The organism is Pantoea graminicola (assembly GCF_048452665.1).
In the GTDB taxonomy this organism is placed as follows: Bacteria; Pseudomonadota; Gammaproteobacteria; order Enterobacterales; family Enterobacteriaceae; genus Pantoea.
The window spans coordinates 241,507-254,535 of the sequence record NZ_JBLWSJ010000007.1 but is presented as its reverse complement, the minus strand read 5'-3'; the positions used below and the strand labels follow the sequence as shown (position 1 = coordinate 254,535).

Genomic DNA, 13,029 nt, shown 5'->3' with positions numbered 1-13,029 from the left:
TTCCGGCGGCGCAGTCTACTGTGCCTTCAACGCGCTTCCCGTTGCCGGTGTGCCGTGTTGATGGAGGCGCATTATAGGGAACGGTTCAGATAGCGCAAGTGCAAATTGAGACTTTTTTTCTGTTCGCCTGAAATTTGCACAAAAGCGCCGTTTTACCCCTTTTTAATGCGCGCCGGCAGCTCTGCCAGACTGTTTAACACCCAATCTGCTGCAGCTTCTCCTTGGGCCGTCACCGGCTTCCCACTGCGCACCAGCACTTTTGTTCCGACACCAGCGGCCTGCCCTGCCAGCATATCTTCCAGCTTGTCGCCCACCATATAAGAAGCAGCCATATCAATGTTCAGCTCTTCCTGTGCCATCAGCAGCATGCCCGGCTGAGGTTTGCGGCAGTCACACGCCTGACGAAACTCTTCAACTGTTGCGTCGGGATGATGAGGACAGAAATAGATGCCATCGAGATCCACGTCGCGATCGGCCAGCGACCAGTCCATCCATTCCGTCAGCTGCATAAAGGTATCTTCGGTAAACATACCGCGGGCAATGCCAGACTGGTTGGTGACCACCACCAGCGCATAGCCCATGGCTTTCAGCTGTTGCAGCGCTTCAATCGTGCCATCAATAAACTGAAAGTTGTCGATCTCATGGACGTAGCCATTGTCGACATTAAGGGTGCCATCACGATCAAGAAAAATAGCGGGGACTTTATTCGCCACGTAGAAACTCCTGCTGTAGATAATGCCGATCAGTATCGCATGATTGCGATAAAAGGGAGAATGCCAGATTGTATCACTTCGATTGATTTAGACGTCTGGATGCCTTAACATCCATTCAGCTTTATATCGACTAAAAGCGACGAGGTTTCCCACACCACGGACCACGCAACACGATAATAAATAACACAATGATTAAACTAGAAAATATCACCAAGGTCTTCCAGCAGGGCACGCGAACCATAGCGGCATTAAATGATGTCAGCCTGCATGTGCCTGCCGGACAAATTTATGGCGTCATCGGGGCTTCCGGTGCCGGTAAAAGTACGCTGATCCGCTGCGTTAACCTGCTGGAGCGCCCGACCTCGGGCCGTGTACTGGTTGACGGCACCGATCTCACGGCGCTGAATGAGCGTCAGCTCACCCAGGCGCGTCGTCAGATTGGCATGATCTTTCAGCACTTCAACCTGATGAACTCCCGTACCGTTGCGGGTAACGTCTCTCTGCCCCTGGAGCTCGGCAATCTCTCCCGCGCGCAGATCAACGCCCGCGTTGCTGAGCTGCTGGAACTGGTGGGATTGTCAGATAAGCATGATGCCTGGCCCGCCAACCTGTCGGGCGGACAGAAGCAGCGTGTTGCCATTGCCCGTGCGCTGGCGAGCAACCCTAAAGTCCTGCTGTGTGATGAAGCCACCAGCGCGCTGGACCCGGCAACCACCCGCTCTATCCTGGAGTTACTGAAAGACATTAACCGTCGTCTGGGGCTGACCATTCTGCTGATCACCCATGAGATGGATGTGGTGAAACGCATCTGCGATCAGGTTGCGGTCATCAGCCAGGGTGAACTGATTGAGAAAGACAGCGTCAGCGAGGTCTTCTCTCACCCTAAAACGCCGCTGGCGCAGCAGTTTATTCAGTCCACGCTGCATCTGGATATCCCGGACGATTATCAGCAGCGTTTGTCGGCCACCGCCGCTGACGGCACCGTGCCGTTGCTGCGACTGGAGTTCACCGGTAAATCGGTCGATGCTCCCCTGCTTTCCGAAGCGGCCCGCCGTTATAACGTTAACAACAACATTATCAGTGCCCAGATGGATTACGCCGGTGGCGTGAAGTTCGGCATTATGCTGGCCGAGATGCACGGTACAGAAAGCGATATCAGCGAGGCCATCGCCTGGCTGCAGGAGAATCATGTGAAAGTAGAGGTGTTAGGTTATGTCTGAAGCGATGATGTGGTTGCTGGGACGGGGCGTGTGGGAAACGCTGATGATGACCTTCGTCTCAGGCTTTTTCGGTTTTGTTCTGGGTCTGCCGGTCGGCGTTCTGCTCTATGTTACCCGTCCGGGACAGATTCTGCAGAATCAGGGACTTTACCGCGTGCTCTCCGCGCTGGTGAACATCTTCCGCTCCATTCCTTTCATTATCTTACTGGTCTGGATGATCCCCTTTACGCGCGTCATTGTGGGCACCTCAATCGGACTGCAGGCGGCCATCGTGCCCTTGACCGTCGGTGCCGCGCCCTTTATCGCGCGTATGGTGGAAAATGCCCTGCTGGAACTGCCTACCGGACTGATTGAGGCGTCACGCGCCATGGGCGCCACGCCGATTCAGATCATCCGCAAAGTCCTGCTGCCGGAAGCGATGCCGGGCCTGGTGAATGCGGCGACCATTACCCTGATTACCCTGGTTGGTTACTCCGCCATGGGTGGCGCGGTCGGAGCCGGTGGTCTGGGCCAGATCGGTTATCAGTATGGTTATATCGGATATAACGCGACCGTGATGAATACAGTATTGGTGTTGTTAGTGGTTTTGGTGTATCTCATTCAGTTCTGTGGCGACCGCATCGTGCGTGCTGTGTCCCATAAGTAAGCCAGCAATATCACATTATTAAGGAAAGGATATGTCTTTCAGATTTAAAAAAATTGCCGCTGTGGGTGCCCTGATTGGCGCGATTGCGCTGGCAGGATGCGATCAAAAAGAGAAAGATCCTAACCATATTAAAGTCGGCGTAATTGTCGGCGCTGAGCAGCAGGTTGCTGAAGCGGCGCAGAAAGTCGCCAAAGATAAATATGGTCTGGACGTTGAGCTGGTGACCTTCAACGACTATGTATTGCCGAACGAAGCGCTGAGCAAAGGCGACATCGACGTCAATGCCTTCCAGCATAAGCCTTATCTGGATCAGCAGATCAAGGATCGAGGCTATAAGCTGGTTTCAGTGGGTAACTCCTTCGTTTACCCCATCGCCGGCTACTCGAAGAAGATCAAATCCCTGGATGAACTGCAGGATGGCGCACAGATCGCGATTCCCAACGATCCTACCAACCTGGGCCGTACCCTGCTGCTGCTGCAGAAAGTGGGTCTGATCAAACTGAAAGAGGGCACAGGCCTGCTGCCCACCGCGCTGGACATCACTGAGAATCCAAAGCATCTGAAAATTGTTGAGCTGGAAGCACCGCAGCTGCCACGTTCACTGGACGATCAGCAAATCGCCCTGGCGGTGATCAACACTACGTACGCCAGCCAGATTGGCCTGACGCCTGCGAAAGATGGCATCTTCGTCGAAGATAAAGATTCCCCTTACGTGAACCTGATTGTGGCGCGCGAAGATAACAAAGATGCGGAAAACGTGAAGAAATTCGTTCAGGCTTACCAGTCTGACGAAGTCAACGAAGCCGCTAACAAAGTCTTCAACGGCGGCGCCGTAAAAGGCTGGTAATTCAGCGATTCATCTCCCTGAGGGCGGCGCTATGCCGCCCTTTCTGTTACTGGCCCCCCTCCCCGACTTGTTATTTATTCGTGTCCTTGTTTCAATAACGCCACTTTTTGAAACCTGAGGATGTTGCCATGCGTTTTTTACCGCTCTGCTTGTTAGCATTGATGCTGACAGGGTGTGTTCATGAGTATCACCCGATAAGCAGCGCACCGTCCCGGCCGCAGCAGTCCAGTGAACCGGCCCGCAAACCTGCGGCACGTCCGGCCCCGGTTAAGCTCTATACCGACGCCACCGATCTGGTCAGCAAACCCTTCCGCGATCTCGGTGAAGTCTCCGCTGAAGATTGCCAGCTCAGCAACCAGAACTCGCCAGCCAATATTGCCACCGCCCGTAAACGCCTGCAGATCAAAGCATCACAGATGAAAGCGAATGCGGTGCTGCTCCATAAGTGTGAAATCGTGACCGGCACACCTGGCTGCTATCGTCAGGCGGTATGTCAGGGATCTGCACTCAAAGTCAGCAATCAATGAGTGAATTTGCCTTCGCGCAGATCGGGGTGATCCGTTCCCCCTGGAAAGAGAAGTTTGCCGTTCCGCGCCAGCCCGGTCTTGTGCAGGATGGCGTCGGCGAACTCCATCTGCAGGCCCCCTACAATCAGCCGGAGGCGGTGCGCGGGCTGGAAGATTTCAGCCATCTCTGGCTGCTGTTTGTCTTCCATCAGACGATGGCAGGCGGCTGGCGGCCGACCGTTCGCCCTCCCCGGCTGGGCGGTAATGCGCGCATGGGCGTGTTTGCCACCCGCTCAACGTTCCGTCCCAACCCTATTGGCATGTCGCTGGTCGAGCTGAAAGGGATCAGGATGGAAAAACAGCAGGTGATCCTGCAGCTGGGCAGTCTGGATCTGGTCGACGGCACCCCGGTCGTGGATATCAAGCCTTATCTGCCGTTTGCCGAAGCCGTGCCCGATGCCCGTGCGGGTTTTGCCCCGAACGCCCCGGCGGCTGACATGCCGGTTCGCTTTTCTGCCCGGGCGCAGGAGCAGCTCCAGCAGCAGTCGCGCTATCCCCATCTCGCCCGTTTTATTCGTGAGGTGCTGGCCCAGGATCCCCGTCCCGCTTATCGTCAGGGCGAAACCCTGGATCGGGAATATGCGGCCTGGCTGATGGATTTTAATGTCCGCTGGCGTGTTGATGATGCCGGTACGGAAGTGATCGCTATCGACCCGCGTTAAAACCCGCTTTTGAGCCGGTGATCTCACTGGTACACTAGCCGCCAGCAAAATTCTGTCTGTGACTTTCCGATTAACTGGAACCGTAATCAATGCGCACTACTCAATATCTGCTCTCTACTCAGAAAGAGACGCCTTCCGACGCTGAAGTGATTAGCCACCAGCTGATGCTGCGCGCCGGTATGATCCGCAAACTGGCTTCCGGCCTCTACACCTGGTTACCGACCGGGGTTCGTGTGCTGAAAAAAGTTGAAAACATCGTTCGCGAAGAGATGAACAACGCGGGCGCGGTTGAGATTTTAATGCCGGTTGTGCAGCCCGCCGACCTGTGGCAGGAGAGCGGTCGCTGGGAGGAGTATGGCCCGGAACTGTTGCGTATCGCAGATCGTCATGAGCGTCCGTTCGTGCTGGGTCCGACGCATGAAGAGGTGGTCACTGACCTGATCCGCAATGAGCTGAGCTCTTACAAGCAGCTGCCGCTCAATCTGTATCAGATCCAGACCAAATTCCGCGACGAAGTGCGTCCGCGTTTTGGTGTGATGCGCTCACGCGAATTTACGATGAAAGACGCTTACTCCTTCCACGTTTCGCAGGAATCCCTGCAGGAAACCTACGATGCGATGTACCGCGCCTACAGCCAGATCTTCAGCCGTATGGGTCTGGATTTCCGCGCCGTGCAGGCCGACACCGGCTCAATCGGCGGCAGCGCCTCGCATGAGTTCCAGGTTCTGGCCCAGAGCGGTGAAGATGATGTGATCTTCTCTACCGAGTCGGATTACGCCGCCAATATTGAGCTGGCCGAAGCCGTCGCACCCGCCGGTGAGCGTGCCGCCCCTTCGCAGGCGATGCAGCTGGTTGAGACGCCAGATGCAAAAACTATCGCAGAGCTGGTTGAGCAGTTCAGTGTGCCGGTAGAAAAGACCGTGAAGACGCTGATTGTCAAAGGTGCTGAAGAGAGCGGTCATGCGCTGGTTGCCCTGCTGGTTCGCGGCGATCATCAGCTTAACGAAATCAAAGCGGAAAAATCGGCTATCGTCGCGTCACCGCTGGTGTTCGCCACAGAAGAAGAGATCCGCGCCGCCGTGGGTGCCGGACCAGGCTCAATCGGCCCGGTAGGTCTGCAGATGCCAGTTATTGCCGACCGTACCGTGGCGAAGATGAGCGATTTCAGCGCCGGGGCTAACATCGACGGTAAGCACTACTTCGGCATTAACTGGGAGCGCGATCTGCCGATGGCCAGCGTTGCCGATATCCGCAACGTGGTTGAAGGCGATTTAAGCCCGGATGGCAAAGGCACGCTGCAGATTAAACGCGGCATTGAAGTGGGTCATATTTTCCAGCTCGGCACCAAATATTCTGACGCGCTGAAAGCCTCTGTACAGGGCGAAGATGGTCGTAACCAGGTGATGAGCATGGGTTGCTACGGCATCGGCATCACCCGCGTGGTCGCAGCCGCGATTGAGCAGAACCACGACGAGCGCGGCATCATCTGGCCAGATGCGCTGGCGCCTTTCGAGGTGGCTATCCTGCCGATGAATATGCAGAAATCGTTCCGTGTGAAAGAGCTGGCGGAAGAGCTGTACGCCACCCTGCGCGCTAAAGGCGTTGAGGTGATTCTGGATGACCGTAAAGAGCGTCCGGGCGTGATGTTCGCAGATATGGAACTGATTGGTGTGCCGCACACCATCGTCATCGGCGATCGCAATCTCGACAACCAGGAGATTGAATATAAATCCCGTCGTGGCGGCGAGAAGCAGATGATCAAACAGGATGAAATCGTTACGTTCCTGCTGAAGGCGCTGAATAAGTAAGAGGTTCGCGTTAATCAGAGGCCCCGCCAGCGGGGCCTTTTTTATTGCACTTTGCCGCGCATCGCTTTGGTCGTGCTGCGACGCGCTTTGCCTTCCAGACGACGCTCTTTCGACGCGCGAGTCGGCCGCGTGGCCCGACGTGCTTTTTCGACAGTACTGAGCTCGCGGATCAGATTAACCAGACGCTGCAGCGCCGCTTCGCGATTCATCTCCTGACTGCGATACTCCTGCGCCTTGATCACCACGACGCCCTCACCGGTAATCAGATGATGGCTGGCGGAGAGCAGCCGCTCTTTATAGAAGGCGGGCAACGAAGAGGCAGCAATGTCAAAACGCAGATGGATAGCCGTGCTGGCTTTGTTAACATGTTGTCCGCCCGCACCCTGCGCGCGTATCGCCGTCAGCTCAATCTCACTGTCCGGGATTTCAACCAGACGGGACAGCATAATCATCGCTCTCCTCCCCACTGCTTCATAACATCGACCTCTGATAACCTGTTCATCAACTTAACCTTTTGTGCTTCGCTGCTTTCCACCTCAGCCTGCGGAATCCGTCACTTTATCAGTGATTCGCGCACGCTTCCTGCTTTACACGGGCTGATTTCCTTCGAATGGCTATGATATAGTCGCCAGTTAACCAGGGTATTTACGCTCTGATGAGGAGGGCCATGTGCAAAATTATTGTGAGTTAGTTCGCCGGAAATATGCCGAAATCGGCAGCGGGGATTTAGGTTACATACCGGATGCGATTGGCTGCGCATTGAAGGCGCTTAATGATATTGCCGCAAATAGTGAGCTAAACTCTTCTGTCAGGGAACAGGCGGCCTGGGCCGCTGCTAACTTATTGGTGAGCGACTATGTTGATAAATGAAGCGTACCAACCCATCAATTGCGATGATTACGATAATCTGGAGCTCGCCTGCCAGAACAACTGGATGCTGTCGCTGGAAATGAAAGATGGCGAGCAGCTGAAGGCGAAGGCCAGAGAGATCTTCTCGCGCAAGAACGTCGAATATCTCTCTATCGACCTGGCCAGTGAGCATCGTGATTTACGTCTCGACCATATCGCCAGCTTCACCCACCCCGAGCTGGGTACGGTAGTTGTCAGCGCCGAGTAATCCATGCACCTCGGGCGGGACCTTCCCGCCCGGTTAATCCCCGGGCTGTAACGAACCGTAGTACGCCGCCAGATCCGCCATATCGCTGTCGCTTAATCCCGCCACAAACGCTTTCATCACCTCCGCCTGGCCGCCACTGCGTTCGCCCTTTTTGTAGGCCTGCAGCGCCAGCTCCAGATAGGCAACATTCTGCCCGGCCAGATTCGGATAGATCGGCGCTGCGGCTTTTCCTTGTGCGCCATGACAGGCCAGGCAACTGCCCGCTTTCTCTGCGCCGCGTTGAGCGTCACCCGCCGCCCACACCGGCAGGGTGATGGCGACCAGAGAGACAATAAGCCACTGTTTCATTACGCTTCTCCTGAACCGGATGACCGATCCCACTCGACCTGCCAGCCCGGCGCATCGGTGGCCGCGCCATCCCGGGTAACGAACAGGCCCGGGGCAGCGACCAGCGTCTGATTGTAAAAAATTAATGGCAACCGGTCGCGCTGCCACGGCGGTACCTGTAACGCCTGCCACACCTTTTTCATCTCCCTGCCGCCCTGGCGTCCCGCCAGATGGATGTGGCCGCGGGCATGAAACCGCACGCTGACCTGCTCATCCGGCCGGGGAAGGCGCAACTGGCCCGCTCCCTGGCTTGCGCGCAGCGAACCGAGGTGCTGCGGTAACGTCAGCGGCTGGCTGAGATCGGGCCATGCCAGCACGCGGTCGCGCAGTGACGCCTGCAGCGGCAGCCAGTAAAGCTGCTGGCGATAACGCCGCACTTCAGCCTGACCCAGTCGCAGCCGCGGCTGGGCATCTTCCCGGCTCGCCATCACTTCCTCATGAATACGTTTCAGCGCAGCGCGGGACGGCATCACCCCGCCCTGCCCGGCGATCCAGCGGCGTAATAGCGCATTCGCCCGCGGCTCACTCATACGCAGCAGCGGCGTAAAACAGAGACTGCCGTCTGGCTGGATTAGCCCGGAAAGCGCGTCGGCCAGCAGCTCATCCAGTAACTGCTCCTGCTCACTGCACAACGCCGCACTGCGGGCGGTGGCTTCAGCAAAATGCGGCCAGCGCTGATAGAGTGCAGGCAGCAGTTGCTGGCGCAGGAAGTTACGGTCGTAGCGGAGATCCTGATTGCTCTCATCCTCGATCCAGACCAGCTGATGCCGGTCGGCGTAGGCTTCAAGCGCCTGTCGCGACTGATTGAGCAGCGGACGCACCAGCGGATGGGCACCCAGCATGCGCACCGCAGGCATCGCCGCCAGCCCCGCCGGTCCGCTGCCACGTTTCAGCGCCAGCAGAAAGGTTTCACACTGGTCATCAAGATGCTGGGCGGTGAGTAATATCTCGCCCGGCTGCAGCGCCGCACTCAGCGCCTGATAGCGTGCAGTGCGGGCCGCCGCTTCGATGCCATTCTCGCGGCCATCCACGCTGACGCGCAGGATCTCACACGTTAGCTGCCACTCCGCACATCGCGCCTGACAGTGGGCCGCCCAGCGATCGGCATTCGGGCTTAACCCATGATGCACATGCAGTGCCCGCAGAGACGACTGAGGATGCTGCTGCTGCCAGGCGCGCAGCTGGTGCAGCAGCACGGTGGAGTCGAGTCCACCGCTGAACGCGACCACCAGTGCGGCATCGGATGGCAACAGGGCGTCAAAAGCGGGAGCAGACATAACAGAATCCAGACGATCGGGCCACCGGATGTGGCCCGCTGAGCGCGCTATTTTACGCCTGATAAAGCTCCAGCGGCAAACCGTCCGGATCGGCGAAGAATGTGCAGGGTTTGCCCGTCAGTTCGTCGATGCGGATCGGTTCGCAGATCACCCCTTTATCGGCCAGGGCTGCAACGGCGGCGGCGACATCCGGCACGGTAAAGGCCAGGTGCCGCAGCCCGCACGCTTCAGGATGCGAGACGCGGGCCGGGGGCTCAGGAAACGAGAACAGCTCAATGGTATAGCGATCCTGCAGGGCCAGATCGCCCTTCCAGGAGTCGCGCGCTTCGCGGTAATGTTCGCCCATCAGACGAAATCCCAGCACGTCACAATAGAAGGCTTTGCTGCGCGCGTAGTCGGAGGCGATGATGGCGATGTGGTGAATAGCGGTTAACTGCAACATGGTTAATATCCTGATACGGGCAGGCGGTCCGCAGACTGCCTGCCGCTGAAGGTCATCTGAGCGTTATTCGGGAATGTTTTTCAGCACACGGACGCGATATTCGCCCTCTTCTGTCAGGGTCGCGCCATGAATATCGGTTTCGAAGCCGGGATAATGTCGGCCGATGCTGCACAGCATCAGCAGAAAATCGAGCACCGCGCGGCTTTTTTCGGTGATCATCTCTCCCGGCATCACCAGCGGCACGCCCGGCGGGTAAGGCAGAATCATGTTGGCGGACACCCGGCCCACCAGCTCGCTGAGATCCACCGTTTCAATATTGCCTCTGACCTGCTGCTGGAAGGCCTGATGAGGCGTCATCTTCATTTCAGGCAGTACATCAAACGCCTGCAGCATCAGCCGTGGCAGATCGTGATGGCGGATCAGCTGATGGATCCCCTGCGCCAGCGTCTGAATCCGCATGTTGCGATAGAAATCGGGATCTTCCGCGTAGAGATCCGGCAGCATGTTTTTGACCCGCAGATTGAGATCGTAGGCGCGCTTGAACTCGGTCAGGCCACGCAGCACGCTCATCGCCTTGGTTTTATCAATGCCGATGCTGAACAGGAACAGCAGGTTATAGGGGCCGGTCTTCTCCACCACGATGCCGCGCTCGTCGAGGAACTTCGCCACCAGCGCCGCCGGGATCCCCTCTTCCGCCATCTCTCCCAGCTCGCTCATGCCCGGCGTCAGGATCGTCACCTTGATCGGATCGAGGTACATATGATCGCGATCGGCCTGTGTGAAGCCGTGCCACGCTTCGTCGCCCGGCTGGATCGGCCAGCACTGTGCTTCATCGATCTCTTCCGGTTGCCAGATATCGAAGAACCAGCTGTCGGACTCTTCGCGCAGACGCTGGATCTCACGACGGAAGTGCAGCGCGCGCTCCACTGAGCGATTGATCAGCCGCCTGCCGGGATTGCCACGCAGCATCGCGGCGGCCGTTTCAATCGACGAGACGATGGCGTAATTGGGCGAGGTGGTGGTGTGCATCATATAGGCTTCGTTAAAGGTCTGCTCGTCGTAGTCGCCTTTAATGTGAATCAGTGAAGCCTGTGAAAACGCAGCCAGCAGTTTATGGGTGGACTGCGTTTCATAGACCACTTTGCCCGGAATACGCTCGCCGCTCATGCCGCTTTTACCGGCATAGATCGGATGAAAATTGGTGTAAGGCACCCAGGCCGAATCGAAATGAATCGACGGCACATCCAGCGTCTCTTTGATGTACTGCGTGTTATAGAGCAGCCCGTCATAGGTCGAGTTGGTGATCACCGCATGCACCGGCCAGCTGGCGCGATCGGTGACGGCCACTTTTCCGGCGATGCTCTCACGGGTGAACTCCTGCTTCGGAATGCCACCCAGGATCCCCAGCGCATTACGGGTCGGTTTCAGCCAGATGGGGATCAGATCGCTCATCATCAGCAAGTGGGTCAGCGACTTGTGGCAGTTGCGGTCGATCAGCACCGTGCTGCCGGCAGAGGCGGCATACATCCCGACGATCTTGTTCGACGTGGAGGTGCCGTTGGTCACCATGTAGCTCTGCTCCGCACCAAAGGTGCGGGCGATATACTCTTCGGCTTCCAGATGCGGGCCGGTGTGATCCAGCAGCGAACCGAGCTCGGTGACGGAAATGGAGATGTCCGACTTCAGGGTGTTCGCCCCGAAGAAATCGTAGAACAGACAGCCAACCGGGCTCTTCTGAAAGGCGGTGCCCGCCATATGCCCCGGCGTGCAGAAGGTATACTTCCCCTCTTTCACGTAGGTGAACAGCGCCCGGGTCAGCGGTGGCGTAATGTGTTCGATGTAATCATCCGTATATTGCCGGATATGCAGCGCGATATCGTCGGCGGCATTCAGCGCATATTCGAAGAAGTGCAGCGGCATACGGATCTCATTGATACTGATATCCATCTGCGAGTGGGTGTTGATAAATGCATAAAGTGGCAGGTATTCGTTGAGCTGATTGATCTCGCCGCACAGTTCCGGGCTGTTGTGCGCATCCCAGTCGAAGATAACGCCATTGATACGCGGATTGTGCTCGATCAGTTTCAGCAGGTCGTCACTGTTCTTTGGGTAAAGCAGCTGGAAGCCTTGCAGATTTAACGCCGCGTCGAGTTCGCGTAACGGTTCATCTTTATAAAACACGCCGTGCGCGCCCATGATCGCCAGAATATTCAAAACCCTCTCCCTGATTGTGATGGAACCGATCAAGCATAACCGCTAACCCGCGGAAGGTGTAGCCAGAGGGCGATCGGATGGCGCTGAAAAAGCGGAGCTGAGTCTGGTGCTAAACCAGGGGCATAAAAAAAGCGGACCGGAGTCCGCTTTTATCGAGGAGGATGAATCAGGCGTAGCCGTAGCTCATCAGGCGCTGATAACGACGATCCAGCAGCTCTTCCGTGCTGAGTTCGTCGAGTTCGGCCAGATCGGCCAGCAGCTGCTGTTTCAGCGACTGCGCCATATCGACCGGACGACGGTGCGCGCCACCCAGAGGCTCAGGGATCACGGCGTCAATCAGCTTCAGCTCTTTCAGACGGTTAGCGGTGATGCCCATCGCTTCAGCGGCCAGCGGCGCTTTATCCGCGCTCTTCCACAGAATTGAGGCACAGCCCTCCGGCGAGATAACGGAATAGGTGCTGTACTGCAGCATATTCACTTTATCGCCCACGCCGATCGCCAGCGCACCGCCTGAACCGCCCTCACCGATGACCGTACAGATCACCGGCACTTTCAGGCCAGACATTTCACGCAGGTTGCGGGCAATCGCTTCAGACTGTCCACGCTCTTCCGCACCCACGCCCGGATAGGCGCCTGGGGTGTCGATAAAGGTGATCACCGGCATTTTAAAACGCTCAGCCATCTCCATCAGGCGCAGCGCTTTGCGATAGCCTTCCGGTGCCGGCATGCCGAAGTTGCGGCGAATTTTCTCTTTGGTTTCGCGCCCTTTCTGGTGGCCGATGATCATCACCGGACGGCCATCAAGACGCGCAATGCCGCCCACAATCGCTTTGTCATCCGCATAAGCGCGGTCGCCCGCCAGCTCATCGAAATCGTCAAACGCATTGCGGACGTAGTCAAAGGTATAAGGACGCAGAGGGTGGCGCGCCAGTTGAGCGATCTGCCATGCGCCTAAATCGGCGAAGATTTTACGGGTCAGCTCAACGCTTTTCTCGCGCAGACGCTGAACTTCTTCATCCAGATTAACGTGTTTATCATCCTGACGACCAATCGACGTCAGCGAATCGATCTTCGCTTCCAGTTCTGCAATTGGCTGTTCAAAATCCAGGTAATTAAGACTCATAATGTTC

The 13,029-nt window shown here is 56.9% G+C and carries 15 protein-coding genes; 8 read left to right on the top strand and 7 right to left on the bottom strand.

Features of this window, described 5'->3' with window-relative positions:
• Nucleotides 1-152: 152 nt before the first annotated feature.
• Nucleotides 153-713 carry a D-glycero-beta-D-manno-heptose 1,7-bisphosphate 7-phosphatase gene (gene gmhB, locus ACNY69_RS17030; protein ID WP_111140606.1) on the bottom strand — a complete coding sequence of 187 codons (561 nt, stop codon included), beginning with the start codon at nucleotides 711-713 and terminating at the stop codon, nucleotides 153-155.
• A gap of 188 nt (nucleotides 714-901) precedes the next feature.
• Between gmhB and metN the strand changes: the two genes are divergently transcribed.
• The 6 genes from metN to proS all read left to right on the top strand — a co-directional run bounded on the left by metN (nucleotide 902) and on the right by proS (nucleotide 6,462).
• Complete coding sequence (gene metN / locus ACNY69_RS17025; protein ID WP_111140605.1) at nucleotides 902-1,933, top strand: methionine ABC transporter ATP-binding protein MetN; 1,032 nt, start codon at nucleotides 902-904, stop codon at nucleotides 1,931-1,933.
• Nucleotides 1,926-2,579, top strand: a complete 654-nt coding sequence (locus ACNY69_RS17020; protein WP_111140604.1) for a methionine ABC transporter permease MetI — start codon at nucleotides 1,926-1,928, stop codon at nucleotides 2,577-2,579. Before metN ends, ACNY69_RS17020 begins: the two co-directional genes overlap by 8 nt.
• A 31-nt stretch (nucleotides 2,580-2,610) precedes the next feature.
• The gene (locus ACNY69_RS17015) at nucleotides 2,611-3,426 is read left to right on the top strand and encodes a MetQ/NlpA family lipoprotein (RefSeq protein WP_111140603.1); all 816 of its coding nucleotides are present in this window, start codon (nucleotides 2,611-2,613) and stop codon (nucleotides 3,424-3,426) included.
• Nucleotides 3,427-3,554: 128 nt separating this feature from the next.
• A complete protein-coding gene (rcsF, locus tag ACNY69_RS17010) occupies nucleotides 3,555-3,953 on the top strand; it encodes an Rcs stress response system protein RcsF (protein ID WP_111140602.1) in 399 nt (132 codons plus the stop codon).
• A complete protein-coding gene (gene tsaA, locus ACNY69_RS17005) occupies nucleotides 3,950-4,654 on the top strand; it encodes a tRNA (N6-threonylcarbamoyladenosine(37)-N6)-methyltransferase TrmO (RefSeq protein WP_111140601.1) in 705 nt (234 codons plus the stop codon). Before rcsF ends, tsaA begins: the two co-directional genes overlap by 4 nt.
• A gap of 89 nt (nucleotides 4,655-4,743) precedes the next feature.
• Nucleotides 4,744-6,462, top strand: coding sequence for a proline--tRNA ligase (gene proS, locus ACNY69_RS17000; protein WP_111140600.1), 1,719 nt, complete (start codon nucleotides 4,744-4,746; stop codon nucleotides 6,460-6,462).
• 41 nt (nucleotides 6,463-6,503) lie between these two features.
• Here proS and arfB read toward each other — a convergent pair whose 3' ends face one another.
• Nucleotides 6,504-6,914, bottom strand: coding sequence for an alternative ribosome rescue aminoacyl-tRNA hydrolase ArfB (arfB, locus tag ACNY69_RS16995; RefSeq protein WP_111140599.1), 411 nt, complete (start codon nucleotides 6,912-6,914; stop codon nucleotides 6,504-6,506).
• Nucleotides 6,915-7,131: 217 nt separating this feature from the next.
• Between arfB and ACNY69_RS16990 the strand changes: the two genes are divergently transcribed.
• Nucleotides 7,132-7,332: a YaeP family protein gene (locus ACNY69_RS16990; RefSeq protein WP_111140598.1), complete on the top strand. Its 201-nt coding sequence runs from the start codon at nucleotides 7,132-7,134 to the stop codon at nucleotides 7,330-7,332.
• A complete protein-coding gene (gene rof / locus ACNY69_RS16985) occupies nucleotides 7,319-7,579 on the top strand; it encodes a Rho-binding antiterminator (RefSeq protein WP_111140597.1) in 261 nt (86 codons plus the stop codon). Before ACNY69_RS16990 ends, rof begins: the two co-directional genes overlap by 14 nt.
• 33 nt (nucleotides 7,580-7,612) lie before the next feature.
• Here the strand turns inward: rof and ACNY69_RS16980 are convergent, their stop codons facing one another.
• The 5 genes from ACNY69_RS16980 to accA form a co-directional block, all read right to left on the bottom strand.
• Nucleotides 7,613-7,927, bottom strand: a complete 315-nt coding sequence (locus tag ACNY69_RS16980; protein ID WP_111140596.1) for a c-type cytochrome — start codon at nucleotides 7,925-7,927, stop codon at nucleotides 7,613-7,615.
• Nucleotides 7,927-9,243 (bottom strand): tRNA lysidine(34) synthetase TilS, encoded by a 1,317-nt coding sequence (gene tilS / locus ACNY69_RS16975; protein ID WP_418799267.1) that lies wholly within the window; start codon nucleotides 9,241-9,243, stop codon nucleotides 7,927-7,929. Before tilS ends, ACNY69_RS16980 begins: the two co-directional genes overlap by 1 nt.
• 52 nt (nucleotides 9,244-9,295) lie before the next feature.
• Nucleotides 9,296-9,685, bottom strand: a complete 390-nt coding sequence (locus ACNY69_RS16970) for a VOC family protein (protein WP_111140594.1) — start codon at nucleotides 9,683-9,685, stop codon at nucleotides 9,296-9,298.
• 63 nt (nucleotides 9,686-9,748) lie between these two features.
• The gene (locus ACNY69_RS16965) at nucleotides 9,749-11,899 is read right to left on the bottom strand and encodes a lysine decarboxylase LdcC (RefSeq protein ID WP_111140593.1); all 2,151 of its coding nucleotides are present in this window, start codon (nucleotides 11,897-11,899) and stop codon (nucleotides 9,749-9,751) included.
• A gap of 166 nt (nucleotides 11,900-12,065) precedes the next feature.
• Nucleotides 12,066-13,022: an acetyl-CoA carboxylase carboxyl transferase subunit alpha gene (gene accA, locus ACNY69_RS16960; RefSeq protein ID WP_111140592.1), complete on the bottom strand. Its 957-nt coding sequence runs from the start codon at nucleotides 13,020-13,022 to the stop codon at nucleotides 12,066-12,068.
• Between the last annotated feature and the right edge of the window lie 7 nt (nucleotides 13,023-13,029).

Bases quoted from the DNA above. Each gene is read 5' to 3' on its own strand.
- metN (WP_111140605.1), top strand. From the start codon at position 902: ATGATTAAACTAGAAAATATCACCAAGGTCTTCCAGCAGGGCACGCGA.
- ACNY69_RS17020 (WP_111140604.1), top strand. From the start codon at position 1,926: ATGTCTGAAGCGATGATGTGGTTGCTGGGACGGGGCGTGTGGGAAACG.
- ACNY69_RS17015 (WP_111140603.1), top strand. From the start codon at position 2,611: ATGTCTTTCAGATTTAAAAAAATTGCCGCTGTGGGTGCCCTGATTGGC.
- rcsF (WP_111140602.1), top strand. From the start codon at position 3,555: ATGCGTTTTTTACCGCTCTGCTTGTTAGCATTGATGCTGACAGGGTGT.
- tsaA (WP_111140601.1), top strand. From the start codon at position 3,950: ATGAGTGAATTTGCCTTCGCGCAGATCGGGGTGATCCGTTCCCCCTGG.
- proS (WP_111140600.1), top strand. From the start codon at position 4,744: ATGCGCACTACTCAATATCTGCTCTCTACTCAGAAAGAGACGCCTTCC.
- arfB (WP_111140599.1), bottom strand. From the start codon at position 6,914: ATGATTATGCTGTCCCGTCTGGTTGAAATCCCGGACAGTGAGATTGAG.
- rof (WP_111140597.1), top strand. From the start codon at position 7,319: ATGTTGATAAATGAAGCGTACCAACCCATCAATTGCGATGATTACGAT.
- ACNY69_RS16980 (WP_111140596.1), bottom strand. From the start codon at position 7,927: ATGAAACAGTGGCTTATTGTCTCTCTGGTCGCCATCACCCTGCCGGTG.
- tilS (WP_418799267.1), bottom strand. From the start codon at position 9,243: ATGTCTGCTCCCGCTTTTGACGCCCTGTTGCCATCCGATGCCGCACTG.
- ACNY69_RS16970 (WP_111140594.1), bottom strand. From the start codon at position 9,685: ATGTTGCAGTTAACCGCTATTCACCACATCGCCATCATCGCCTCCGAC.
- accA (WP_111140592.1), bottom strand. From the start codon at position 13,022: ATGAGTCTTAATTACCTGGATTTTGAACAGCCAATTGCAGAACTGGAA.